Raw genomic sequence first — 24857 nt, 5'->3', positions numbered from 1 at the left:
GGGTGAGCGCGTGGATAAGCGTGATTTATACGATAGTTTCGGTGATATGGAACAACAGATGCAACAAATGCTAGACAAAATGGCCAAATTACGCGCAGATATGACGACAGTGTTAGAAAAGAATGCGGAATTGGTCATTGAAAATGAACATTTACGTGAACACATGGTCGAGATTGAAAACGAATTGCCGAAAAAAACAACCAGCACGACCACGCTCTCAAAGTCACGCCAGAACCTAGAAAAGTTGTACGATGAAGGGTTTCATGTCTGCAACCAATTCTATGGCAAACGACGTGATGATGACGAATCCTGTGTTTTCTGCTTAGAAGTCATTTATGGTGAACGCGAACGTGCATAGTCATTAGAGTCTGGGGCAATCCCAGACTTTTTGTGCTTCTGGCGACCGAAATTAAGTCAGTAGACAGGCAATGACGAGAAGAGTTAGGAGGATACTTTGCAAACACAACAAAGCTTTGCGGCACATGCCGGTGTCGGGACGTTATATTTGGTCCCTACACCCATCGGTAATTTACAAGACATGACCTATCGCGCAGTCGAAACGCTTAAAATGGTCGATTTAATTGCCGCAGAAGATACGCGCAATACGCAAAAATTATTGAATCATTTTGAAATTACGACGAAACAAATTAGTTTCCATGAACACAACACGCAGGAACGGATTCCCCAACTGGTGGAAAAGTTACAAGCGGGCGTAAATCTGGCACAAGTCAGTGATGCTGGGATGCCGTCGATCAGTGATCCGGGCAAGGAGTTAGTGGCGGCTTGTATTCAAGCCAATATTCCAGTCGTCCCATTGCCCGGAGCGAATGCGGGTTTGACCGCGTTGATTGCCTCTGGACTCGTTCCCCAGCCGTTTTATTTCTACGGCTTCTTACCACGCAAAAAGAATGAGCAAAAAGCTGACCTGGCGCAATTAGCACAACGTCATGAGACAGTCGTGTTATACGAATCTCCATTTCGGGTGGCGAAGACCTTGGCCTTACTGGCAACTGTTTGTGAGGGCAGTCGGCCAATCGTCGCCTGTCGTGAGCTGACGAAACGCTACGAGGAATTCGCGCGGGGCACCTTAACGGAGATGGTCGCCTGGGCACAGGACCACCAGCTAAAGGGGGAATTTGTCCTCCTGATTGGCGGTAATCCGAATACGGACGAACCGGCCGCTACGGATGAGTTAGCACAACTGCCAATCAAGGCCCAAGTCGAGGCGCTGATTGCAGCTGGTGACAAGCCCAACGCCGCTATCAAGACGATTGCCAAACGCCGCAATCTAGCTCGGCAGACGGTCTATAATCAATTTCACGAACTAAAACCTAACGATGAGGAGTCTTAATTAATGGCAACTTTAGGCGCAACTGCGAGTCTTTACAGTGAACAGCACCGGATTACTTACTATGAATGTGACCGAACGGGTCGTGCGACGTTGACGACCTTGATCGACATCGCCGTCCTAGCTTCCGAGGATCAGAGTGACGCGCTGGGGCTGACCACGGATTTTGTGCAAGGTCATGGGGTCGGCTGGGTCGTCACCCAGTATGCCATGGACATTACCCGGATGCCTCGCCAAGATGAGGTGGTGACCATCGCGGTACGGGGCAGTGCTTACAATCCCTACTTTGCTTACCGCGAATTTTGGATTCGGGATGCGGATGGCCAACAGTTGGCGTACATCACGAGTATTTGGGTATTGATGAGTCAGAAGACTCGGCGAATTGTCAAAATTATGCCGGAACTGGTCGCACCTTATCAGTCCGAGGCGGTCAAACGGATTCCACGCTTGCCACGTCCGATTAGCTTTGAAAAGACGGCGGATACCATTACTAAGCCCTACCACGTGCGTTTCTTTGACATTGACCCGAACCGGCACGTGAATAACGCACATTACTTTGATTGGCTGGTCGATACGTTGCCGGCAGATTTTTTGTTGCAACACGACTTAGTGCATATTGATGTGCGTTACGAAAATGAAGTGAAGTACGGCCAAACGGTGATGGCGCACGCCAACATTTTATCCAGCGAACAAGCAGACCAAGTGACGACCAGTCATTTAATTGAAGTCGGGGACGAAAAATGTTGTGAAGTGACGATTCAGTGGCGGACGTTACCCGCACCAATCGACTAATTTTCGCGTCTTGTGATTGGCCTCAGTTCAATTGCAGACCGATTGTTCGGTCAATTAGAAAGCACGTTTTTCGTGCAGTTATTAACGTGACAGTATGCTATGATTAAAACATCCATACAGGGGAGGTTCATTATGTCAATTTTAGTTTTAGGGGGAGCCGGTTATATTGGTTCTCATATGGTCGACCGGTTAGTTGAACACGGTACCGACGTGGTCGTTGTCGATAATTTGGTGACTGGACACCGAGCAGCGGTCAATTCAGCTGCCAAGTTTTATCAAGGTGATTTACGGGATGCAGACTTTTTAAACCACGTTTTTGATACCGAATCGATCACGGCGGTCGTACACTTCGCAGCCTTCTCAATCGTACCTGAATCAATGTCAAAACCATTGAAGTACTTTGACAACAATACGGGCGGAATGATTACGTTGCTAGAAGCGATGCAAGCACATGATGTGAAGCAGATCGTCTTCTCATCTACGGCGGCCACTTATGGCACACCGGAACAGATTCCAATTAAGGAAACTGACCCGCAATTGCCAATCAACCCATACGGTGCAAGTAAGTTAATGATGGAACAAATCATGCACTGGGCGGATGTTGCTTATGGTATCAAATTCGTTGCCTTACGTTACTTTAACGTTGCGGGTGCTAAGCCCGATGGCAGTATTGGTGAAGACCATGGCCCAGAAACACACTTGGTGCCAATTATCTTACAAGTGGCTCAAGGTAAACGCGATGAGCTGAAAATCTTCGGTGATGACTATAACACGCCAGATGGGACCAATGTCCGTGACTATGTTCACGTCATCGACTTGGCGGATGCCCACATCTTGGCCTTGAAGTACTTGGCTGCGGGTAACGAAAGTAACGCCTTCAACCTCGGTTCTTCAACTGGTTTCTCAAACAAGCAAATGTTAGCTGCAGCCCGGGAAGTGACCGGCCAACCAATTCCCGCAACTTTAGCCCCACGTCGTCCTGGTGATCCCGACTCACTCGTGGCAGCCAGCGACAAGGCGCGCGAAGTACTCGGCTGGAAGCCAAACTATGATAACGTCAATGACATCATCAAAACGGCTTGGGCTTGGACTCAAAAGCATCCAAACGGCTACGACGATCGTCACTAAACTGACTGTCTGACGCTACTTGCCGGATAATTAATGAAAAACACAATCAGCCCTAAATTCACGAAGCTTGATGAGTTTAGGGCTGATTTTTGGGTTCTATGTGTATTGTGCTCGCTGAATTGGCACGAATTACGATTAAATCATGCTAGTTGGTAGATTCCTGTTCGTCAGCCGATGTGCGTCTTATTCCGACTTCCGGGGCCGGCTGACAACGCTGGAACAGGGCGGACATCGATTTGAACTCACGCAGAAACCCACTGCGCAATTTCAAATACGAGTCTTCTTCTAGCCCGGGAAACCCCACCCGGACAAGAAGAACTTCGCCCTTGAGCATTGTCAGCCGGCCCCTACAGTCGGGAAGCCGCTCGAATGGCAGATGAACGGCCACCTATCTGAGTGCAATTGCCCAATGGATATTTAGTTGCAGTAACTTCAAGCAAACTTTGAATCAGCATTACACTGACTTGTCGCATTTAAATGTTGGTAAAATGCCATGAAATTCGTCGATAGTTTTGCCTTTCACTTTTAGCATAAAGGCTTTACCATCTCAAGCGAGTAGACAAACTAATAAAACCCGAACTGTAGGAATGGTGATGGGGTGCCTACAATTCGGGTTTTACTAGTGATTTTGGAGTTGTTTAATAACTATTGATGCAGTTGTTGGTAATCACCAATAATTGTCAGTAACCGTTGGATATCTGAAGGTTCTACATCACCAATTGTTCCAATACGGAAGCTAGGGATGTTGGAGACTTTACCAGGGTAGATGACAAAGCCCCGTTGCTTAATGAACTGATAAAAATCGGCAAAATCGAAATCAGTGTTTGGATATTTAAACGAAGTAATGATTGGGCCTTGAATTGCTGGATCAATCACCAAATCAAATCCGAGTGCTTGCATACCGTCACTCAATAATTGTTGGTTAGCATGATAGCGTTCGTAACGTGGTGCGACGCCGCCTTCAGCTTGCAATTCAATTAACGCTTGTGCAAAGGCGTGGACCACGTGGGTTGGGGAAGTGAAGCGCCACTTACCCGGTTGCTTAGTCATCGCTTGCCATTGGTCGTACAAGTCTAAGCAGAGTGAACGTGCATTGTCGACGGTTTGTGCCAAGGTCGCTTGCTTGGCAATAATGAAGGCAAAGCCCGGAACCCCTTGAACACACTTGTTCGCGCTACTGATGAGGTAATCACAGTCGAGTTCATCCACATTGATGGGAACGCCGCCTAAGCTAGACATCGCATCGATAATCGTTACGATGCCGTGTGCATGCATAATTGGCATCAATGCTTCGATCGGATTTAGAATCCCAGTCGTCGTTTCGCTGTGGACCGTGGCAAAATGCGTGATTTCTGGATGCGCAGTCAAGGTCGCTTCGATGCGTGCTGGGTCAACGGCTTCATCTTCATTGAAGACGACGTCAACGTGCGGAATACCGTAATATTCAGCAATTTGGCTGATTCGTTGCCCATACGCCCCGTTGATGGCAATCATCAAAGTGGCTTTGGTGCGTGGTACGGCAGTTCCAATCGTTGCTTCGACGCCAAAACTACCACTCCCTTGTAGGAGCACCGTCGTGTACGTCTCAGCATCGGCTTGAGCCATGGCCAGAATCTGCTGGCGAATCGTTTCAGTGACCTGGCGATAATCACTATCCCACGTGCAGTAGTCGATTTGCATGGCATCCTTAACGCTCGCCGTAGTACTGAGTGGGCCAGGTGTTAAGAGTAAATAAGGTTGTTTCATTATGATCGTGCTCCTTGCTTGCTAATGATCAGTGGCAACGGGTTGATTGATTTGCGCGATTAACGCTGGTAGTTCCGCCATCGATTGCAGAATGTAGTCCGCACCCGCACGCTGGTATTCAGCGGTCACTTGGGCCCGGCGTTCAGCTTGTTCGGCAGAACTGAGGGCGTTAAAGGCAATTTCAGAGAGCCCCATAATATTGCTGCCATCAATGATACCGACACTCACCGCATTGGCGTTGTTACCTTCCAGAATGTCATTGACCGAATCGCCAACTTTCATGACCGTCGTTGGGTCAGTAATGTTGAGTTGTTCAGCAGCCAAGGCCAACATATCTGGGGCGGGCCGACCGACCCCGTTGGTTTGTTCAGAAGTAATGTTGACCGCTGGTTGGTAGCCTTGACGGGCGGCGATTGGCAAGACCAGTGCCAGCATTTCGGCATCGTAGCCAGTCGTCGTCCCATAGCTGATATGGTGCGTGTTCAAATAGTCAATCACCTCAGACATACCAGGCTTCAACTGACCAAATTCTGTCAATGAACTCAGTAAGATGGCCTTGAAGTCACTGAAAATTTGATTGCAGTCATCTTCAGTAGGTAAGACTTGAAAGCGTGCTTGCCAGTCGTTTTGAACGGCAGGTAAGTCCATGATTTTATGGATATGCGTGTACTTATCGAGGCCCATATCTTGACGAATCTCGGCTTCAGAAATTTGAATACCAACATTTTCAAAGGCCTTTTGAAAGGCAACGATTGGTGCGCGGCTACCATAATCAATCGTGGTACCAGCCCAATCAAAAATTACTGCGTTAATTGTCATTCGAGATAACTCCTTTGAGTAACTTAATTTTGCTTCAGATAGTGTCCGCGTAACCGCATAGAAACCAATTCGAGTACGATTGCGACACCTAAGAGTAGGTAGACAATCAAACCAACCTCATGGAAGTCGAAGTAGAAACTGCCCGCCATGAAGAGGAAGTAGCCGATATCATCAGCCCCAGCCGCAGCACCAACTGCGACGGCATTTGCAAAGTTGATTTCAAACCGGATAAACGTCCAGCTGAGCAGTGCCGGAATAATTGAAGGCAAGATTGCCTGAAAAACGATTGGCCAGAAGCCAACCCCGCTGGCCTTGAGGGCTTCGATGGTATCTGCTGAAGTTTCCTCAATACTTTCAGAGTAAGCCTTGACCAGGTAAGCGACACTGTGGAACGTGAGCCCAACCACCGCAGCGCTGGCGCCAAGACCCATCACAACTGAATAAATCAGGACCCACAAAATCGTGGGAATCGCGCGGATGAAGGCCATGACTGCTTTGATACTGGTTGCAAGCCAGCTCGGGGCTAAGTTACGCGCAGCTCCGAGTGCGATGAAAAAGGCAATCAGTGCACCTAGTAAGGTGGTTAACATTGCGAGTGAAACACTGGTTAGTAGGGCCCGTAAGAGCTGCGACCAAGTATCTTGACCAATGCTTGGATGCAAGAACATGGCGTTCAGATTAAGGCCTAAACTGTGTAACGCATCGCTAATCGCTAAGTTCGCCGTGTTGAGCGTGACCAGTGAGTAGATGGTGATCAGTGCCAAACTCAGCATGACGCCGCGCAGAATTTTACGGGGCTTCGTCACTAGCGAAATTCGATTAGTGGGTGGCGCTGACGGGTGGAGCACTTGTGGTTTTGGTTGACTATTTTCAATCATGCAATCGCCCTCCGAATTCGATTAGAAGTTAATTCTAAGACAATGACTAAGATCGCAATTAACAAAACAATCAGGCCGGCCGCATCGTAACGAAAGGCCTTGAAATAGTAGTCAAACAGGAACCCGACTCCCGTTCCAGTCAGTAAGCCAACCAAAGTCGCATCTCGCAAATTATTTTCAATCATGTAGAGCACCCAGCTGGTCAAGGTACTAGCAGCTTCGGGCAACACGCCGCAAAAAACGCATTGAAAATAATTGGCGCCAACGGCTTGGAGTGCTTGCAGATTTTCAGCGTCCAGGTCTTCAATCGTTTCCGTAAAGGCCCGGGTCAAGTAACCCAATGTCATGAAGAAGAGGGCTAAAAAGCCGGTGAAGTCACTCTGCTTGAACGAAAATAAGAGAATCATTGCCCAAGCGACCACTGGGATATTCCGCAATAGGGAAGCACCGAAGCGAATGCCCCAGCGGAGCGCTGGCGTCGGAGTCGTCGTCTTCGCACCCAGAATGGCAAATACCAGGGCGAATAGACTGGCGACCATTGTTGATGAAATTGCCACAAGCAAGGTCCGCCACAGCTGATAGAGAATCGGTCCTAAATAAGAAATCGAGCGACTCGTCGGAATAAAGTTCGTAAACAACCACATTAACCCGGCTGGAATTTTACTGATCGATGCCCAGGCCTGAAAATTGACCAATGCCATCGAGATAACGTAAATCCCAATCAAGATGAGTAGGACGACGGATAGGCGTAGACGCCGTTGCCGGAAAAAACGTTCCGGAGTCATTGGATTAGTTTTCATTGGCAGTCACCGTCGCTGGTTGCTCCGACTGGCGATAAATCGCTTGTAAGACGGCATCGTCAACATCCTTCGTAGCGCCTTCAAAGACGATGGCGCCGCTGTTGATGCCAACAATGTGATCCGTGTAAGCCATCGCAATATCAACTTGATGTAAATTAATGAGAATAATGAGTTGTTTTTCCTTCGCTAAACGCCGCAAAATATCCATTACGATAGTCGTGGACTTCGGATCAAGTGACGCAATCGGTTCGTCACACAGAATCATTTTCGGATGCTGCATGAGTGCACGCGCAATCCCGACTCGTTGTTGTTGACCACCACTTAATTGGTCGCAACGTTGATAAGCATATTCTTTCAAACCAACTTCATCGAGTAGTTGTAGGGCTTCCTGCTTTTCGGCAGGACTGTACAAGCCGAGCATGCCAGCAACCGTTGACTTAGCGCCCAAACGGCCATGTAAGACGTTTTCTAAGGCCGTTAATGGACTGATCAAATTGTAATTTTGGAAAATCATGCCAATGTGGTGACGAATCTTCCGCAACTCGGACTTGTTGGCCTGGCGAATGTCCGTATCATCGAGCATAATCTGACCACTGTCATCGCGAATTAATTGATTGATACTCCGTAAAATCGTCGTCTTACCAGCACCGGATGGCCCAATGATGGCAGTCACTTCACCGGGTTTAGCCGTGAAGTTGACGGCTTTGAGCGAGTGCTTATTGGAACCGTAAGTTTTATCTAGCTGAATAACCTTGAGCATGGGCAAATCCTTTCATTGTGAACTAATGGTACGTGGTTTAGTAACCCACTAACTTGTGTGTTGGCGCGTACCATTTGTCGGTAACTTTAACTAATTTAGACTTGTCAGACTTCTTAGGGAACATCATTGGTGTCTTGGCGTTTGGTTCTGAGAAGATCTGCTTGTTTTGTGCAAATGATTTTGATGTAAATTCAGTAGCGATCTTCTTTTGGTCGTCCTTGCTGAGCGCCTTGGTGTTGTAAACCCATGGGCCTTGTTGAACTGGCATCATCGCGATGTTGACAACGGACTTGCCAGTTAAACTCGTGAATGGCGCGTCGGCATTGTCTTTGACCGTGAACGTTGAACCAACTTTGTCCCATGAGCCCTTAGTGACTTTCAAATATGGCATCAAGTCAGCGTCATCGAAGGCGGCAACGTCTGCGTCACCCTTGATCAAGTTAACGGCTGAGCCTTGGTGTGAACCACCGTAAAGTACTTTACTGAAGAATTGGCCGCTTTGCGTCAGCTTATCTTGGTCGGATGTCTTAATGTTAAATTCACGGGAGATTTCAGCCGTTGGCACTAAGAAACCAGAAGTGGAACTGTTTGAAACGTAGGACATTTTCTTGCCCTTAACATTCTTAATACTGTACTTACCGTTTTCTTCATACTTTTTGGCGTCTTTTTGTTGTACCATTAAGTATGAGTTATAGGTTGCGTCTTTCAACGTCCCCTTGGCATCAGATTGTGCAGCGAATGGCACAACGTCCTTGCTCTTGTGATGTGCTTGGATATAACCGTTGGCCCCCATGTAAGCGACTTGGGCTTTACCTGAAGCAATCGCTTGAATCGCAACGTTGTAATCCGTGGTCGTTTGTAGCTTGACCGTCTTGCCAGTGGCTTTTTCAACAGCTTTCTTGATTGCTGTCCGTGAGCCGGCAAAACTCTTGGCCGATTCGTTTGGATAGAAGACGACCGTAATCGTTTTGCTCTTATCCGAACTGTCGCTACCGGATTGTGCGCTGGTTCCACTAGCACAACCTGCAAGACCCAAACCTAAAACTGAAATGAACGAAAGACCTAATAAAGACTTACTTACTTTTGACATAGTTTCCAATTACCTCCAAGTAATTTTAGTTACTTGTGTAGCATAACAAGGTATTGTAAATGTGTTGACAAGGATACGTGAAGTATATGTATAAGTTATGTAAATGATATTTACATTGTGCTTACAATTTAACAATTGGTAAGGATGACAGGAAACTATCGAGGTGAGTCATCAATTGTTTGAAAATTGAATTGGTTGGTTGCACCCGTAAAGCTTTAAAAGTAAGCAAATTATGATAAGATATGTGAAGTAATTCAAAATGAGGAGTTTTAATATTATGAAGTTGTTGGCGATTGATACTTCAAATCGGCCCTTAAGTGTCGCCGTACTAGACGATACCCAGATTTTGGCCACAACGACCACGAACGTTGGCCGAAATCATAGTAGTACATTATTACCAATCATCGAACAGGCGATGGCCCAAGCCAAGGTGAAGCCAGAAGAACTCGAGCGGGTCGTCGTGGCGGCCGGACCGGGATCCTACACGGGATTGCGAATTGGCGTCACGACTGCAAAGACGCTGGCCTTTACATTAAACAAGGCGTTAGTCGGCGTTTCAAGTCTCGCTGTGTTGGCTGGCAATGTCGTTACGGAAGGACAACTCGTTGCGCCACTATTTGATGCGCGGCGTGACAACGTCTTTGCCGGACTCTATCGCATTGAAAACCAGCGCCCAGTGAACATCATCGCCGACCAACATGTGAGTGTTGCAGCCTGGGGGGAACAATTAGCGGCTTATAATGAACCGATTATCTTTATTGGTAGTGACGTGGATAAATACGCTGCGCCATTACAGCAACAGTTAACGACCCAATTTGTCCGGGCTCAACCGCAATTGGATCTGCCACAAGCAGCTGTTTTGGGCTTGATGGGACGGACGATGACCCCTGTCAGTGAAATTCATAATTTTGTGCCGAACTACTTGCGGTTAACGCAAGCCGAACGTGATTGGCAAGCCAAGCACCCAGAAAAGGAACATGCGCCCTATGTTGAAAAAATTTAAGGAGTACTTTCAGAAAATCAGAACTGGTGGCAATCAACGACGTCAACGCGTCCTCGCCATCCAAAATCATATCGTCCAAGTTGGTGCGACGAACTACTATGTGTCACGCGCGTTAATTACGGATGTGCCCGAAATGTTGGCGATTGAACGAGCGGTGTATGCCGGGCAAACGCCGTGGGACGAGAATGCGTTTAAGACCGAGTTACGACGGCAAAGTGGTCGTTTTTATATTGTGATGCGCCATGAAGACCGACTCGTTGCATTTTGTGGCTGTGTCTTCGATGACCGGCGGCAAGATGCCCATATCACTAATATTGCCGTTCATCCGGACGTACAAGGTCGCGGCCTTGGGCATTTTATGATGCAGGTGATGATGAAACGTGCTCGGAAACTAAATTATCAAACCGTCACGTTAGAAGTTCGTTACAGTAATACGACGGCGCAGCAACTCTATCAGGACCTCGGTTTTGAAAAGACTGGCATTAAAAAGCGCTACTATTTTGGCGACCACGAAGATGCCATCGATATGACGTATCGAATTCCGGTTGCGGCCAATGACTGAACGGCAGTTGGTGACGGCGTCTGACTTGCCGGCTGAACAGGTTGCTCAGATTTGTTACCAACTAGCGACCAAGGCGTACGCCCAGGGTTCGCCGTGGCGACAGGCGACTTTTGCCAGTGATGTGGCGCTACCAACTGCCCATTACGCGTTATTGCGATGGCAGGGGGCGTTCGTTGGCTTCATCAGCCGTTCGACGGTGCTCGATGAGACGGAGATTACGAATATTGCGATCGACCCGGCGTATCAGCGTCAAGGGCACGCCCGGTGGTTGTTAACGCAATGCTTATCGCAATTGTCAGCCGGCACGGTATTTTTAGAAGTGCGCGCACATAATATTGCTGCGCAGCGCTTGTATCAACAAGTGGGCTTTGAGCAGATCGCCACGCGCAAGGCCTACTATCAGGATCCCGATGAAGATGCGTGGATCATGCGAAAAATTATCGATTAAAAAGGATGGAAACCGTGGAAAAACAAAACTTGATATTAGCGTTTGAATCTAGTTGTGATGAGACGAGTGTGGCGGTCATCAAGGACGGCCACGAGATCTTATCAAATGTGATTGCAACGCAGATTAATAGTCATAAGCGGTTTGGCGGCGTCGTTCCCGAAGTTGCCAGCCGTCATCATATTGAACAAATTACGATTTGTATTGAAGCAGCTTTGGAAGAAGCACACGTGGGCTACGACGATTTGGATGCCGTTGCTGTAACCTATGGCCCAGGACTTGTCGGGGCCTTATTAGTAGGCGTTAATGCAGCCAAGACAGTCGCTTACGCTCACCATTTACCATTGATTCCAGTTAACCATATGGCCGGCCATATCTACGCGGCCCGGTTTTTGGAACCGTTCGAATTCCCGTTAATGGCACTGCTCGTGTCTGGCGGCCATACCGAACTGGTTTACATGCAGGCGGATGGTCAATTTGAAATCATTGGTGAGACGCGAGACGATGCGGCTGGAGAAGCTTACGATAAAATAGGTCGTGTGCTGGGTGTGCCTTATCCAGCGGGGAAAGTTATTGATGAGATGGCCCATCAAGGTCACGATACCTTCAACTTCCCCCGGGCAATGATTGATGAAGATAACTACGATTTCAGCTTTAGCGGGCTGAAGAGTGCCTTCATCAATACAGTTCATCATGCTGACCAGATTGGTGAAACGCTTGATAAAAACGATTTGGCTGCTAGTTTTCAAGCCAGTGTTGTCGACGTTTTGATGAGCAAGACGTTGCGGGTCTTGAAGCAATACCCAGTCAAACAACTCGTCTTGGCGGGGGGCGTTGCGGCCAATCGCGGCTTACGTGAACGTCTCCAACGCGATTTGCCAGCGGCGTTTCCAGACACCAAACTCATTTTGGCGCCATTGAAACTCTGTGGTGACAACGGTGCAATGATTGGTGCAGCCGGCTATGTGCAATATCAACACCACCAATTCGGTGATGCGACCCTCAATGCTGATCCCAGTCTGGAGTTTGACTGGATGCCAGGAATGTTGAAATAAATCAAAAATTGGCAGTCAGTCCAAATTAAGGACGACTGCCAATTTTTAGTTGGTTCTGTTGAAGCTAGATGGTCACAAACGAAAACGGACCGTCGTTTCAGTGATGTTAACTAGCGCAAAACCAAAATAGCCGCCGCAATTTTCCATAATGGAAAGACTTGCGGCGACTATTTTGGTTTCTCGGATAACCGAGTTTTAGCGAATGATTTACAAAACCGGCCTAATCAAAGGCTTCCAGAGCCTCAGCTTGTTCAGTCCATTCCGTTTCAACTTGCTCTTGTTGCGCGCTGATTTCATCCAGCTCTTTTTGTAGATCTGTTAAGCGGCCAACATCCGCTGAGACTTCAGGTTGGGCCATTTCAGTTTGGATTTTAGTGGCTTGCTCATCGAGCGTAGTCATTTGTTCTTCCAGCGCTGCCACGGTTCGTTCCAATTTACGCTTTTCACGTTGCTGTTGCTTGCTAGCTTGATAATCTTGCTGGCCCTTTGAGCGGGGTGCAGCGGTTGCAGCAGAACTTGGCTCTGCGGCGTTAGCGCTAGCTGCTGATTCAGCGGCCTGACTAGCTGCGGCGGCCGCCATTTCAGCTTGTTCCTGTTTCTTATCGATATAATAATCGTAATCGCCAAGGAAGAGTTCGGTTCCTTCTGGCGAGACTTCCACGACACTGGTTGCCACTTGGTTGATGAAGTAGCGGTCATGTGAAACGAAGAGGAGGGTACCATCAAAATCATTGAGGGCCACTTCCAACACTTCGCGACTGTCGATGTCCAAGTGATTGGTCGGTTCGTCCAAAATCAAAAAGTTATCATTTTGCATCGCGAGTTTCGTCAGCAATAACCGCGCGCGTTCACCACCAGATAGCGCGTGAACCGGTTTGTCGACATCGGCACCCGTGAACAGGAAACTTCCCAAAATCGTCCGAATATCCTTTTCGGGCGTGGTGGGATGTTCGTCCCAGAGTTCACTCAAAACGGTCTTTTTGTCATTTAAGTTGCGTTGCTCTTGGTCATAGTAGCCCGTGACAACGCCGGTACCGAAGACGGCCTGGCTTTTGATGAACGGAATCTGGCCGAGGATACTCTTGAGAAAAGTCGACTTACCGATTCCGTTTGGACCCACGATGGCGATGGCTTCGTGCTTCTTAACGTTTAAGTTATCCGGTTCAGACAGAATATGCCCATCATAACCGACTGCCGCATCCTTGACGGTCAAAACGATATTACCGCTCTGCTTTGCAGCGTGAAACCCAAAGTGGGCCGTTTTTTCATCACTATCAGGTCGATCGATTCGGTCCATTTTAGCCAACTGTTTCCGCCGCGCTTGAGCTCGCTTGGTCGTCGAGGCCCGCACGATATTCCGGTTGACAAAGTCTTCGAGCTTGCTAATCTCAGCTTGTTGCTTTTCGTAATGCTTCCACTGAGCTTGAATCCGAGCGGCCTTTTCTTGTACAAACTGGTCGTAGTTTCCGGTATAGTGCACCATTTCGTGATGTGACAGGTCGTACACTTCATTGACGACGCGGTCTAAGAAGTAGCGGTCATGGCTGACGATCAGTAGGGCACCGGCATAGGATTGTAAGTAACTTTCAAGCCACGTCAACGTTTCAACGTCCAAGTGGTTGGTCGGTTCGTCCAGAATCAGTAAATCGCGTTTTTCTAGTAGTAGCTTTGCTAAGGCCAGCTGAGTTTTTTGCCCACCGGAAAGTTCGGTGACCGACTTGTCATAAACGTCGGCATCGAACTGAAAACCGTGTAGGACACCACGGATTTCGGCCTGGTAGCCATAGCCATTTTTCTGTTGAAATTCTGTCTGAACTTGGTCGTAAGTTTTTAAGGTTTGTTGGTAGGCCTGGTCATCGTTCATGATGGCGGGGTCGCTGAGCTGATTTTCAAGCGCATGCATCCGCTTTTCAATGGCGTGTAGTTCAGCAAACACGCTGCTCATTTCTTCCCAGATCGTATTTTGACTATCCAATCCTTGGTCTTGAGCTAAGTAACCGATCGTTAGACCCTTGCGCATCGATATTTGGCCTTCGTCAGGCACGGTCTCGCCGGCAATCATTTTAAGTAAGGTTGATTTACCAGCACCGTTGCGGCCGACTAAGGCAACGCGGGCGTGTTCTTGGATGTCCATTTGTACGTTATCGAACAAGACATCGGCGCCAAAACGCCGCATAACTTGCTGTACTTGTAGTAAAATCACGCTTTATTAAGCTCCTTTCACATTTGATTCGTGAGATAATTGTAGCATATTGTTACGGTTCGACCCAATTATTCGGAATAATAAGTAATTATTATTTCACAAAGTCGCAGGTTATGCTAGAATAGTGTCAGCAAATTCACAAACTTTTGATTGGGAGGAAACGTCCGAATGGCAGAGACAAAGATTCCACGGGCAACGGCAAAACGATTACCAATTTATTATCGCTATTTGAATATCTTACTAGACGCAGATAAGAAACGGGTATCGTCAACTGAATTGTCCGAGGCGGTTAAAGTAGATTCAGCAACGATTCGGCGTGATTTTTCGTATTTTGGGGCCCTCGGTAAACGCGGGTATGGATACGATGTTGAAACGCTGCTGGCATTTTTCAAAAAAATTCTAAATCAGGACATGCTAACCAACGTCGCGCTGATTGGGGTCGGTAATTTAGGCCACGCCCTGTTGAATTTTAATTTCCATAAAAATAGTAATGTCCGGATCTCAGCGGCTTTTGATGTTAATGAAGCCATTGCAAATACGGTCCAGAGTGGGGTTCCCGTCTATCCAATGACGGAACTCAAAAAGCAATTGATCGAACAACAGATTGAAATTGCCATCTTAACGGTGCCAACAACGGTTGTTCAAAAGATTACCGATGAGTTAGTTGATGCGAATGTTAAAGGCATCATGAACTTTACCCCATTGCGGATCTCAGTTCCAGAAACAGTGCGGGTTCAAAACGTTGATTTAACCAATGAATTGCAGACCTTAATTTACTTTATTGAACATTATGGTCAACAATTGGGTGACAACGGTCAAGATGAACCAGACGAAGATGAAGATTAGTCTGCGCATGCATCTCAAGATTATGATACCAAAAAGCTTCTCTGAAATAAATTTTCGGAGAAGCTTTTTTGAACGTCTAAATTAATGCCACGAACGAATAAGCGGCGCAATCTAATGAAGTGCAGTCAAGAGCGTCGGCACAACGACCGCAGCGTTCATCAAAATATGAGACGTCATCGAAGTCTGAATTCGGCCGGTATGTTGATAAAGCCAGCAGAACAGCAATCCAACGAAGGCGTAGAGAATTAGATGACCGTCCGCGTGGGCGAGGCTGAAGAGAAAGCTCGAAATCAAGGCGGCCCCGATTTTGCCGGTCACCGCACTCAAGTTACCAAAGATGACCTTGCGGAAGACGATTTCTTCCATAATTGGGGCACCCACGATAATGGCTAAGAAAAATACCGGGTATTGTTGCCCAACGGTGAGTAGGGTCGACGTATTGTTGGAAGCCGTCGATTGCCCCAACATCGCAGTTATTTTAAGAATCAGGACTTGGCCGACAATGACTAGGACGAGCCCAATCAGGCCCCATAGAATGGCGACCAGCCAGTTACTGCGCTGCTGCTCAACGGCGTTTTTGGCTGTCATTCGGCGTGCTAGCCACAGCAATAACAGTGCGCCGACCAAGTAGTCGACCGTTTGAATCAAGAAGACTTGGGACCCCAGTTGATGAAAGGCGGCCACTAAGACGCTTGGTAGCGCATAAACAATAAAATAAATAATCAGAATTAAGATTGATTGGCGGCGATTAACCATCAGCTCACGTCCTTTTTGAAAGTTTGTTTGATTTTTTCATTAACACACGCATTGTGTTCGTTAATTTATCATGAATCATGATTAAATCATGGTGTTTTCTGAGTTCAAGCCCGCCAGCTGAGACCCGCTGGAAACAGTGCGAATTTGCGTAAACCTGCTGTTGTGGATGCTTCCTACGCCGGCTTCCAGGTATTTCTGACAACGCTGGAACGCGATGGACACAGATTTAAGCCGACAAACCACGTCTTAAATACTGGTCTTCCACTAACCAAGCACACAACGCTTGCTAAGTGGAATTTCATCGCTGAGCATTGTCAGAAACACCTTCCAGCCGGGGATGGTATTCGAAAGGCAGACATGTGCGGCCCCAACATTTTGTTGGATTAGTCGTTGATTCCCTGGTACAGGGCCATTTTGACTTTAACTGTCAGACCGACTCCAACATATAGCAATACTTTTTACCAATGCTTTAAGGTTCCTGACAAACAGCTTCACTTAGCTTGTCAGAATCTTCTTTAGTCGTTTGAGATAGCAAAGTTTCGAATTATAAACAAAGGCTATTTTATCGACTAAATTCAAAACTAGTGTCCGTTGAAATTAGTGAATCATATCCAAGTAATCTGATCAGTACTAAAATGCCATAAAACAGCATCAATACTGATCAAAAAGTTTGCCTGAAGGGCCGGTCACTTAATATCCAGTGGTCAATTGTACCAAGATAGCTGGGCGTTCATCCGTCATTCGAGCGGTTTCCCGACCGGAGGGGCTGGCTGACAATGCTCAAATCGATGTCCGCCCTGTTCCAGCGTTGTCAGCCAGCCCCGGAGGTCGGAATCGGACGCGCATCGGCTGACGAACAGGAATCCACCAACTGGCACATTTTAATCATCATGAATACAAAATAATAACAAGCACAACACATATTAACACGATAATACCCATTATAGTCGATTTGACATTCTTTGACTAATAATTGACAAATCACTTGCAATCTCAAATTAAAATGATATAGTTGACAATGTAATTAGCACTTGAGGTTCAGGAGTGCTAAAAAAGAATAAATGGAGGGATTCACGTGTTAAAACCATTAGGAGATCGCGTTATCTTGCAACAACAAGAAGAAGAAGAACAAACCATTGGCGGTATTGTTATCGCCAATAACGCTAAGGAAAAGCCCCAAAGCGGCAAGGTTGTTGCCGTCAATGACGGTCGTGTTTTAGATAACGGGACAAAAGTTGACCCCAGCGTGAAGGTCGGCGATCAAGTCTTATTTGACAAGTATGCCGGTACTGAAGTGAAGTACCAAGGTGATAAGTACTTGGTATTGCACGAAAAAGATATCGTTGCAATCGAAGACTAATCCATTTAAAGGACGCAATTTAAAATAAACTAAATTCATGAGGTGAATAAGGATAATGGCTAAAGAATTAAAGTTCTCTGAAGATGCACGTTCAGCTATGCTAAAAGGTGTCGACCAATTAGCTAACACAGTTAAGTCAACGTTAGGGCCTAAGGGTCGCAACGTCGTATTGGAACAATCATATGGTTCACCAACCATTACTAATGATGGGGTTACCATTGCCAAAGCCATCGAATTAGATGACCACTTTGAAAACATGGGTGCCAAGTTAGTTTCTGAAGTTGCTTCAAAGACTAATGACATCGCCGGTGATGGGACCACCACTGCGACTGTTTTGACGCAATCCATCGTAACGGAAGGTATGAAGAACGTTACGGCCGGTGCTAACCCTGTTGGCATTCGTCGTGGGATTGAAGAAGCTACTAAGACGGCGGTTGACTCATTACACGCGATGGCACACGAAGTTAAGACGCAAGAAGATATTGCGCAAATCGCTTCTGTTTCATCAGCAAGTGAAGAAACTGGTAAGTTAATTGCTGAAGCTATGGAAAAAGTTGGTCATGATGGTGTCATCACGATTGAAGAATCCCGTGGTGTTGATACGAGCTTGGACGTTGTTGAAGGGATGCAATTCGACCGCGGCTACTTATCACAATACATGGTTACTGATAATGATAAGATGGAAGCCGACTTGGACAACCCTTATATCTTAATCACAGATAAGAAGATTTCAAACATTCAAGATATCTTACCATTGTTACAATCAATCGTTGAACAAGGCAAGCCATTGTTGATCATTGCTGATGACATTTCTGGCGAAGCTTTACCAACCTTAGTATTGAACAAGATGCGTGGGACGTTTAACGTTGTCGCTGTTAAGGCACCCGGTTTTGGTGATCGGCGTAAGGAACAATTACAAGATATCGCTATCTTAACTGGCGGAACGGTTATCACTGACGATCTTGGCCTTGAATTGAAAGATACGACGATCGATCAATTAGGTCAAGCGAACAAAGTAACGGTTACTAAGGACAACACGACCATCGTTGAAGGTGCGGGTTCTAAGGACGCCATCTCCGAACGGGTTGAATTCATCCGTAACCAAATCAGTGAAACGACTTCTGACTTTGACAAAGAAAAGTTACAAGAACGTTTAGCTAAATTAGCCGGTGGGGTTGCCGTTGTTCGTGTCGGTGCCGCTACTGAAACTGAATTGAAAGAACGCAAGTACCGGATTGAAGATGCTTTGAACGCCACTCGGGCTGCCGTTGAAGAAGGCTTTGTTGCCGGTGGTGGTACTGCCTTGATCAACGTGATCAAAGACGTTGCTGCATTGAAGGAAACTGGTGACGTTCAAACTGGGATCAACATTGTCAAACGTGCTTTGGAAGAACCAGTTCGTCAAATCGCTGAAAACGCTGGTTTGGAAGGCTCCGTTATCGTTGAAAAGATGAAGGAACAAAAGCCAGGTGTTGGTTTCAACGCTGCGACTGACGAATGGGTCGACATGATTGAAGCTGGTATCGTGGATCCAACTAAGGTGACACGTTCTGCTTTACAAAATGCCGCATCTGTTTCAGCCTTACTCTTAACGACTGAAGCCGTTGTTGCTGAAAAACCTGAAGAAAATGCACCTGCTGCACCAGCCGCACCAAACCCAGGTATGGGCGGTATGATGTAAACAAATCGTAACATTAAGCACTTACTCGGCTGAGTAAGTGCTTTTTTAATGCTGTTGGTGGGCAAATCAACTAAAATATGGGTATTGATTTATCCATAATGGAGCGGTAGGATTAGTCGTTAACGCAAAACAGGGGTACCTGGTCGTGCCCGGTAGTTTTAACTGGTAGTATTAATCAAGCTAAAGTAGTAGAATCTACTTTGACTTAGCTTACTTGGGATAATTATTTTGGATATAAAGGAGTTATTATCATGTGGCGTTATTTAAAACGGTTAGTTATTGGGAAACCGTTAAAAACCATGGACGAGGGTGGGCAAGCGCTCACTAAGTTCAAGGCCCTGGCGCTGCTGTCGTCAGATGCGCTATCATCAGTGGCTTACGGTACTGAACAGATTACGACGGTCTTAATTACACTTTCAGCGGCTGCTTTGATGTATCAATTGTATGTCGCGGCGTTAGTGCTGGTCCTACTGTTTGCCATCACGATGTCGTACCGGCAAATTATCCGGGCTTATCCATCTGGCGGGGGCGCCTACGTGGTTGCTAGTACTAACTGGGGTCGTCCAGCTGGACTAGTGGCTGGGGGCTCGCTGCTCGTCGACTACATGCTGACAGTGGCGGTTTCGGTGACTTCAGGGACTGAAGCCATTACGTCGGCAGTTCCGGCGTTAGCCAATTACCAAGTGCTGATTGCGGTACTGATCGTGATCGCAATTATGGCGCTGAATCTGCGTGGAATGCGTGAATCCGCATCATTCTTAACGTTCCCCGTATACTTTTTCATTATTATGATTATTGGCATGATTCTGTGGGGCATTATGAATATTGCGAGTGGTAACTTAACTTACCATGCATCCGCCGCTGTTGGGGCGCCAGTACAAGGCATGACGCTAGTACTGTTCCTACGAGCCTTCTCCTCTGGGTCGTCATCACTGACCGGGGTTGAAGCCATCAGTAACGCGGTGCCAAACTTTAAACGGCCGAAGCGTAAAAATGCGGCCAATACGCTTGCCATTATGTCGCTCGTGTTGGCAGTATTCTTTGGTGGAATCACTTATTTGAGTTACTACTTGGGAATCAAACCGCAAGCAGACAATACCGTGCTGTCACAAATTGCGACGGCGGTCTTTGGTCACGGCTTGTTCTACTACTTGCTCCAATTAGCCACTGCCTTGATTTTAGCGGTTGCCGCTAACACCGGTTTTTCCGCGTTTCCAATCTTGGCGTACAATTTGGCGAAGGATAAATTCCTGCCACATGCTTACATGGACCGGGGCGACCGGCTAGGCTACTCTAATGGGATTATCTCGTTAGCCGTCGGGGCGATCGCGCTCATCTTTATTTTCCACGGTAAGACGACGCTCTTGATTCCGTTATACGCGGTCGGGGTGTTCGTGCCGTTTACGTTATCTCAATCCGGGATGATCGTGCACTGGCTACGCGAACGTGGTCAATGGTGGTGGATGAAAGCCGCTGTTAACTTCCTAGGTGCCTTGATTTCGTTAGGTCTAGTGGTCTTCTTATTCTTGCTCCACTTTGGCAACGTTTGGCCATACCTAATCGTGATGCCACTGTTGCTTTACATGTTCTTCCGGATTCACGTGCATTATAAACGAGTAGCTGCCCAGTTACGGGTGGTCGCAAAGGAAAAGGCCGCTATTCATGATTATGATGGGGCCACGGTGATCGTGCTCGTTTCAAATGTTACGCGGGTAACGGCCCAAGCAGTCAACTATGCGCGTTCGATTGGGGATTACGTGATTGCGATGCACGTGTCCTTTGATGAAAATCCTGAAAAGGAACATAAAACGGCCGCGGAATTCAAAGAAACCTTCCCGGATGTTCGGTTCGTCGATATTCATTCGTCGTATCGTTCGATTGCCACGCCAACGTTACGCTTCTGTGATGTGATTGCCGAACGGGCGGCGGAACGGAACTTCTCTACTACCGTTTTGGTCCCACAATTTGTGCCTAAAAAGCCTTGGCAGAATATTCTGCATAACCAGACCAGCTTACGGCTACGCGCGGTATTAAATTCGCGTGAAAATATTATTGTGTCGACTTATAACTACCATTTAAAAGAATAGTAACTTGATATTGAAACCCGGTATAACTGCCGGGTTTTTAATTTTGTGTCATAATATGAGTAACGATGGTTATAATTTAAGGGTTTGATTAGCACGTGACGGTTCAAATGTGAACGAATTGTGTTGCCTTTCCTAAGTTTTGGTGAAGCAAGTTGTCAAGCGTCATTGGGATTTGTATAATTATCATAATAAGAGTGAGAAGGGGGTTGCGCACAAATGATCAGGTTTGAAATTTTAGTATGCCTAGTGGCGACCATGATAGTTTCTGCAATCTTGACGCCGTTTGTGCGGAAGCTCGCATTTAAAATCGGGGCGGTGGACAAACCGAATGTCCGGAGGGTCAATAAAATACCGATGCCAACAATGGGTGGCTTAGCGATTTTTATTTCCTATACCGTCGGGACAACTGTCCTCTATCTGATGCACCAATTTCCTAGTCGCATTTTTTTCGCGCTATTAGGTGGCGAGCTGATTATTATTGCGACTGGAATTATCGACGATATTTATGAATTGAAGCCCCGTCAGAAGATGTTGGGTATCACATTAGCGGCACTTGAAGTTTACTTTATCGGTGGCATCCGAATGACGACCTTTACCTTTCCGTTGCTGGGACTGATTCATTTCCAATGGTTAAGTTTGCCGGTGACGCTGTTATGGATTTTAGCCATCACCAACGCGGTGAACCTAATTGATGGTCTGGACGGCTTAGCGACCGGAGTCTCAATCATTTCACTCACGACGATGGGAATCATCGGGTTATTCTTCTTGAATGCGAATATGTTTGTCTCGTTGCTGATTTTTACCCTAGTTGCAGCGATGATGGGCTTCCTGCCGTACAATTTCTTCCCAGCAAGAATTTATCTGGGGGATACGGGTTCCTTGTTCATCGGTTTCATGACGGCGGTGTTCTCGTTGTTTGGACTCAAAAACGTGACGTTGATTTCCGTTGGGATTCCAGTGATGATTTTAGGCGTGCCAATCACGGATACGGTCTACGCGATGATTCGCCGGATCTTGAATAAAAAGCCGATTTCGCAGGCGGATAAACATCACCTGCACCACCGGCTGATGCAATTAGGATTGACCCATCGACAAACCGTCATGGTCATTTACGGGATTGCATTGATTTTTTCGTTCATTTCATTGCTTTACCCGATTTCATCGATCTGGGGTTCAGTTCTCCTGACGATTGGCTTGTTACTGGGACTGGAACTCTTCGTTGAAGCAATTGGCTTAGCTGGCGATAATCGTCAGCCGTTACTCGATTGGATCAAACGAACCGTTGCCCGGCTGACTTCCAAGACTAATCATTAAAAGTTAAGTCAACAAATCAGTTGAATGTAAGGCCCTCTGATATTGTGATTGGTGGCGACGTCATCAGTACGCGTTAGTTAGTGGTCTAACTCACTGCTCAGTTCTGAGTGCGTCCACCGTGGTAGCTTGGCTGCCAGATTGATGGCCTCGCGCTTAAGACAATGGGCACAGCTGGTATCATTCAAATGAAAATACACTTTAAATTATTACAGGCATCCGCCACGTCAATCGTGCGGGTGCCTGTTTTTCGTTATCGCTGCTTGCGTTCATCGACCTCGACTTTACCAAAACTATACAAGCATTTTACACAATCGTCATTCACAATTTACAAACGATCAGTAATATTAAGCATGTTCCAAGCAATCAACGAAGTGTAACCGTCGAGTGGTGATGCTGCTCCATCACCAGCAACAATACTCCTACCCAGTTATGCGATGACGGTTATCATGTTGGTTGCTTCATTTTGATAGTCAATTGAAGAAGGGGAGTTTCAATTATGAAAAAAGCACTGACACTCGGCGCATTGGCAGTAACGATGACCGTTTTACTAGCCGGTTGCGGCAGTAGCTCAGCTACGAGCACGAAGAACACGAGTAGTAGTGGTAGTGGCAGCTCAAAAACAACCAAGATTGTGGCAACCGGATCAACCGCGTTACAACCACTGGTCGAACAAGCTGGCCAAGCTTACCAAAATGAACATGCCAACGTGACGATCAACGTTCAAGGTGGTGGTTCCGGTGCCGGCCTTAGCCAAGTTGCTAAGGGCTCAGTTAATATTGGAAACTCAGACTTATTTGCACAAGAACAAAAAGGGTTAGACGCCAAAGGGTTAGTTGATCATAAAGTGGCCGTTGTGGGGATGGCACCTGTCGTTAATAAGGATGCCGGGGTCACGAATGTTTCTAAGCAAGAATTAGTTAAGATTTTCCAAGGCAAGATTACCAACTGGAAAGATGTCGGTGGTAAGGACGAAAAGATCACCGTTGTCAACCGGGCACAAGGTAGTGGGACGCGGGCAACGTTTGAAAAATGGGGCTTAGATAATGCCAAAGTGGCAACGAGCCAAGAACAAGATTCAAACGGGACGGTTCAAAAAATCGTCAGCACCACACCGGGGGCAATCAGTTACTTAGCGTTCTCACACGTTAAGTCTGATGTTCAAGCCTTAGCCATTGACAATGTTAAACCAACTGAAGCCAACGTTGCCACTAACAAGTGGAAGATCTGGGCATACGAACACATGTATACTAAGGGTCAACCAACTGGCGAACTGAAGAACTTCTTGACGTACATGACGTCCAAGTCAGTTCAAGGCAGTTTGGTTAAGAAATTAGGTTACATTCCGTTGACTTCAATGAAAGTTGACCGGGGCCAATCAGGTGCCATTACTGATTTGAAATAACCGCAAAAAAGTCGAGCAAGTTGTGCTCGGCTTTTTGTGTATCCTAAATATGATCTAGCAGAACTACCGGTAATCCAGCTTAATCCTGAGATACCGGTACTTCCGCAAACTGTTCACCCTGTTCAGTGAAGGTCACTTGACCACTCAATAAATTAGTGATGGCCGTTTGCACCGCGGCTAACTCTGCTGCACTCACTGCGATCGTCTGGGTGACTTGAACGCCGTAATCGGTATTTAGTATGACCAGTTGGTTTTGCTGCAAGTAATAGTTCAACGCGTCGACGTTGCGGTAATCAAGAGCAATCGCCAGCCGCATCTGTAAAACCCGTTCGACTTTGCCACACGCTTCGATTGCAGCGGCCGGGGTCCCGTTGTAGGCGCGAATTAGGCCGCCAGCCCCCAGCTTGATCCCGCCAAAGTAGCGTGTCACGACCGCCAAAACATCGTGAACGTCATTGGCTTTAAGGACTTCCAGAATTGGGGAGCCGGCCGTTCCTGAGGGTTCACCGTCATCACTCATCCGTTGAATGTGGTCGTCGTCGCCTAGCATGTAGGCAAAGCAATTATGGTTCGCCTTCGGGTTGGCAGCGCGGACCGCGGCAATTTTAGCCTGGGCGTCCTCCTCACTGGTAATGCGGTAAAGGTGTGCGATGAAGCGCGATTTCTTGATGGTCTGTTCAAAGACCGTGTCTTGGGTAATGGTGTAATAGGGTTTCGTCAAAATTATCGATTCCTTTCGTGGATTTCAGCATGATTTGCGTATGTAATCTATAAAGGGGTGA

23 protein-coding genes are annotated in these 24857 nt (G+C 47.0%); 14 read left to right on the top strand and 9 right to left on the bottom strand.

Features of this window, described 5'->3' with window-relative positions; genetic code table 11:
- Nucleotides 1-10 precede the first annotated feature (10 nt).
- The 4 genes from KGF70_RS01975 to galE all read left to right on the top strand — a co-directional run bounded on the left by KGF70_RS01975 (nt 11) and on the right by galE (nt 3268).
- Nucleotides 11-358: a DNA replication initiation control protein YabA gene (locus tag KGF70_RS01975; RefSeq protein ID WP_003637796.1), complete on the top strand. Its 348-nt coding sequence runs from the start codon at nt 11-13 to the stop codon at nt 356-358.
- Between the two features lie 96 nt (nt 359-454).
- On the top strand, nt 455-1351 hold the full coding sequence (gene rsmI / locus KGF70_RS01970) for a 16S rRNA (cytidine(1402)-2'-O)-methyltransferase (RefSeq protein WP_216767522.1): 897 nt from the start codon (nt 455-457) through the stop codon (nt 1349-1351).
- A 3-nt stretch (nt 1352-1354) separates the two neighbouring features.
- Nucleotides 1355-2140, top strand: a complete 786-nt coding sequence (locus tag KGF70_RS01965) for an acyl-[acyl-carrier-protein] thioesterase (protein ID WP_050339170.1) — start codon at nt 1355-1357, stop codon at nt 2138-2140.
- A gap of 132 nt (nt 2141-2272) precedes the next feature.
- On the top strand, nt 2273-3268 hold the full coding sequence (gene galE / locus KGF70_RS01960) for a UDP-glucose 4-epimerase GalE (protein ID WP_003637799.1): 996 nt from the start codon (nt 2273-2275) through the stop codon (nt 3266-3268).
- Between the two features lie 645 nt (nt 3269-3913).
- Here galE and phnW read toward each other — a convergent pair.
- Genes phnW through KGF70_RS01930 form a run of 6 tightly spaced genes read right to left on the bottom strand, consistent with a single transcriptional unit; the run spans nt 3914 to nt 9361 of the window.
- Nucleotides 3914-5014 carry a 2-aminoethylphosphonate--pyruvate transaminase gene (gene phnW / locus KGF70_RS01955; RefSeq protein WP_105961339.1) on the bottom strand — a complete coding sequence of 367 codons (1101 nt, stop codon included), beginning with the start codon at nt 5012-5014 and terminating at the stop codon, nt 3914-3916.
- A gap of 21 nt (nt 5015-5035) precedes the next feature.
- Entirely contained in the window at nt 5036-5833 is a 798-nt protein-coding gene (gene phnX, locus KGF70_RS01950) for a phosphonoacetaldehyde hydrolase (protein ID WP_216786389.1), read from the bottom strand.
- 23 nt (nt 5834-5856) lie between these two features.
- On the bottom strand, nt 5857-6711 hold the full coding sequence (locus tag KGF70_RS01945; RefSeq protein WP_003637802.1) for an ABC transporter permease: 855 nt from the start codon (nt 6709-6711) through the stop codon (nt 5857-5859).
- Nucleotides 6708-7511 (bottom strand): phosphonate ABC transporter, permease protein PhnE, encoded by an 804-nt coding sequence (phnE, locus tag KGF70_RS01940; RefSeq protein WP_216767523.1) that lies wholly within the window; start codon nt 7509-7511, stop codon nt 6708-6710. Before phnE ends, KGF70_RS01945 begins: the two co-directional genes overlap by 4 nt.
- Entirely contained in the window at nt 7501-8271 is a 771-nt protein-coding gene (gene phnC, locus KGF70_RS01935) for a phosphonate ABC transporter ATP-binding protein (protein ID WP_216767524.1), read from the bottom strand. The genes phnE and phnC overlap by 11 nt, the downstream gene beginning before the upstream one ends.
- A 37-nt stretch (nt 8272-8308) precedes the next feature.
- Complete coding sequence (locus KGF70_RS01930; RefSeq protein WP_003637805.1) at nt 8309-9361, bottom strand: phosphate/phosphite/phosphonate ABC transporter substrate-binding protein; 1053 nt, start codon at nt 9359-9361, stop codon at nt 8309-8311.
- 277 nt (nt 9362-9638) lie between these two features.
- Here KGF70_RS01930 and tsaB point away from each other — a divergent pair, with 277 nt between their 5' ends.
- From tsaB to tsaD, 4 genes are read left to right on the top strand one after another with little or no spacing between them, the layout of a single operon-like run.
- Nucleotides 9639-10364, top strand: coding sequence for a tRNA (adenosine(37)-N6)-threonylcarbamoyltransferase complex dimerization subunit type 1 TsaB (tsaB, locus tag KGF70_RS01925; protein WP_050339166.1), 726 nt, complete (start codon nt 9639-9641; stop codon nt 10362-10364).
- Nucleotides 10348-10926, top strand: a complete 579-nt coding sequence (gene rimI / locus KGF70_RS01920; RefSeq protein ID WP_050339165.1) for a ribosomal protein S18-alanine N-acetyltransferase — start codon at nt 10348-10350, stop codon at nt 10924-10926. Before tsaB ends, rimI (KGF70_RS01920) begins: the two co-directional genes overlap by 17 nt.
- A complete protein-coding gene (rimI, locus tag KGF70_RS01915) occupies nt 10919-11374 on the top strand; it encodes a ribosomal protein S18-alanine N-acetyltransferase (protein WP_122210992.1) in 456 nt (151 codons plus the stop codon). The genes rimI (KGF70_RS01920) and rimI (KGF70_RS01915) overlap by 8 nt, the downstream gene beginning before the upstream one ends.
- Before the next feature lie 5 nt (nt 11375-11379).
- Nucleotides 11380-12426, top strand: coding sequence for a tRNA (adenosine(37)-N6)-threonylcarbamoyltransferase complex transferase subunit TsaD (gene tsaD, locus KGF70_RS01910; protein ID WP_216767525.1), 1047 nt, complete (start codon nt 11380-11382; stop codon nt 12424-12426).
- 220 nt (nt 12427-12646) lie between these two features.
- On the opposite strand, the gene KGF70_RS01905 is transcribed toward tsaD, so the two are convergent.
- Nucleotides 12647-14629, bottom strand: a complete 1983-nt coding sequence (locus KGF70_RS01905; RefSeq protein WP_216767526.1) for an ABC-F family ATP-binding cassette domain-containing protein — start codon at nt 14627-14629, stop codon at nt 12647-12649.
- A 168-nt stretch (nt 14630-14797) separates the two neighbouring features.
- On the opposite strand from KGF70_RS01905, the gene KGF70_RS01900 reads away from it, so the two are divergent.
- Nucleotides 14798-15475, top strand: a complete 678-nt coding sequence (locus KGF70_RS01900; protein ID WP_216767527.1) for a redox-sensing transcriptional repressor Rex — start codon at nt 14798-14800, stop codon at nt 15473-15475.
- Nucleotides 15476-15586: 111 nt separating this feature from the next.
- Here the strand turns inward: KGF70_RS01900 and KGF70_RS01895 are convergent, their stop codons facing one another.
- Nucleotides 15587-16231, bottom strand: coding sequence for a CPBP family intramembrane glutamic endopeptidase (locus tag KGF70_RS01895; protein ID WP_105920649.1), 645 nt, complete (start codon nt 16229-16231; stop codon nt 15587-15589).
- A gap of 1075 nt (nt 16232-17306) precedes the next feature.
- On the opposite strand from KGF70_RS01895, the gene groES reads away from it, so the two are divergent.
- The 5 genes from groES (at nt 17307) to KGF70_RS01870 (ending at nt 24075) form a co-directional block, all read left to right on the top strand.
- Nucleotides 17307-17591 carry a co-chaperone GroES gene (gene groES, locus KGF70_RS01890; protein ID WP_003637813.1) on the top strand — a complete coding sequence of 95 codons (285 nt, stop codon included), beginning with the start codon at nt 17307-17309 and terminating at the stop codon, nt 17589-17591.
- A 55-nt stretch (nt 17592-17646) separates the two neighbouring features.
- A complete protein-coding gene (groL, locus tag KGF70_RS01885; RefSeq protein WP_003637814.1) occupies nt 17647-19272 on the top strand; it encodes a chaperonin GroEL in 1626 nt (541 codons plus the stop codon).
- A 251-nt stretch (nt 19273-19523) separates the two neighbouring features.
- Entirely contained in the window at nt 19524-21359 is a 1836-nt protein-coding gene (locus KGF70_RS01880; protein WP_216767528.1) for an APC family permease, read from the top strand.
- A gap of 216 nt (nt 21360-21575) precedes the next feature.
- Nucleotides 21576-22673, top strand: a complete 1098-nt coding sequence (locus tag KGF70_RS01875) for a glycosyltransferase family 4 protein (RefSeq protein ID WP_082230276.1) — start codon at nt 21576-21578, stop codon at nt 22671-22673.
- Between the two features lie 496 nt (nt 22674-23169).
- Nucleotides 23170-24075 (top strand): phosphate ABC transporter substrate-binding protein, encoded by a 906-nt coding sequence (locus KGF70_RS01870; protein WP_216767529.1) that lies wholly within the window; start codon nt 23170-23172, stop codon nt 24073-24075.
- A gap of 79 nt (nt 24076-24154) precedes the next feature.
- Here KGF70_RS01870 and KGF70_RS01865 read toward each other — a convergent pair whose 3' ends face one another.
- Nucleotides 24155-24796 carry a YigZ family protein gene (locus tag KGF70_RS01865; RefSeq protein WP_050339157.1) on the bottom strand — a complete coding sequence of 214 codons (642 nt, stop codon included), beginning with the start codon at nt 24794-24796 and terminating at the stop codon, nt 24155-24157.
- Nucleotides 24797-24857: the final 61 nt, after the last annotated feature.

This window comes from Lactiplantibacillus sp. 7.2.4 (assembly GCF_018991185.1).
GTDB classification, from domain to species: Bacteria; Bacillota; Bacilli; order Lactobacillales; family Lactobacillaceae; genus Lactiplantibacillus; species Lactiplantibacillus pentosus.
The sequence above is the reverse complement of the archived record's forward strand: the minus strand, read 5'-3'. Positions and strand labels throughout refer to the sequence as shown.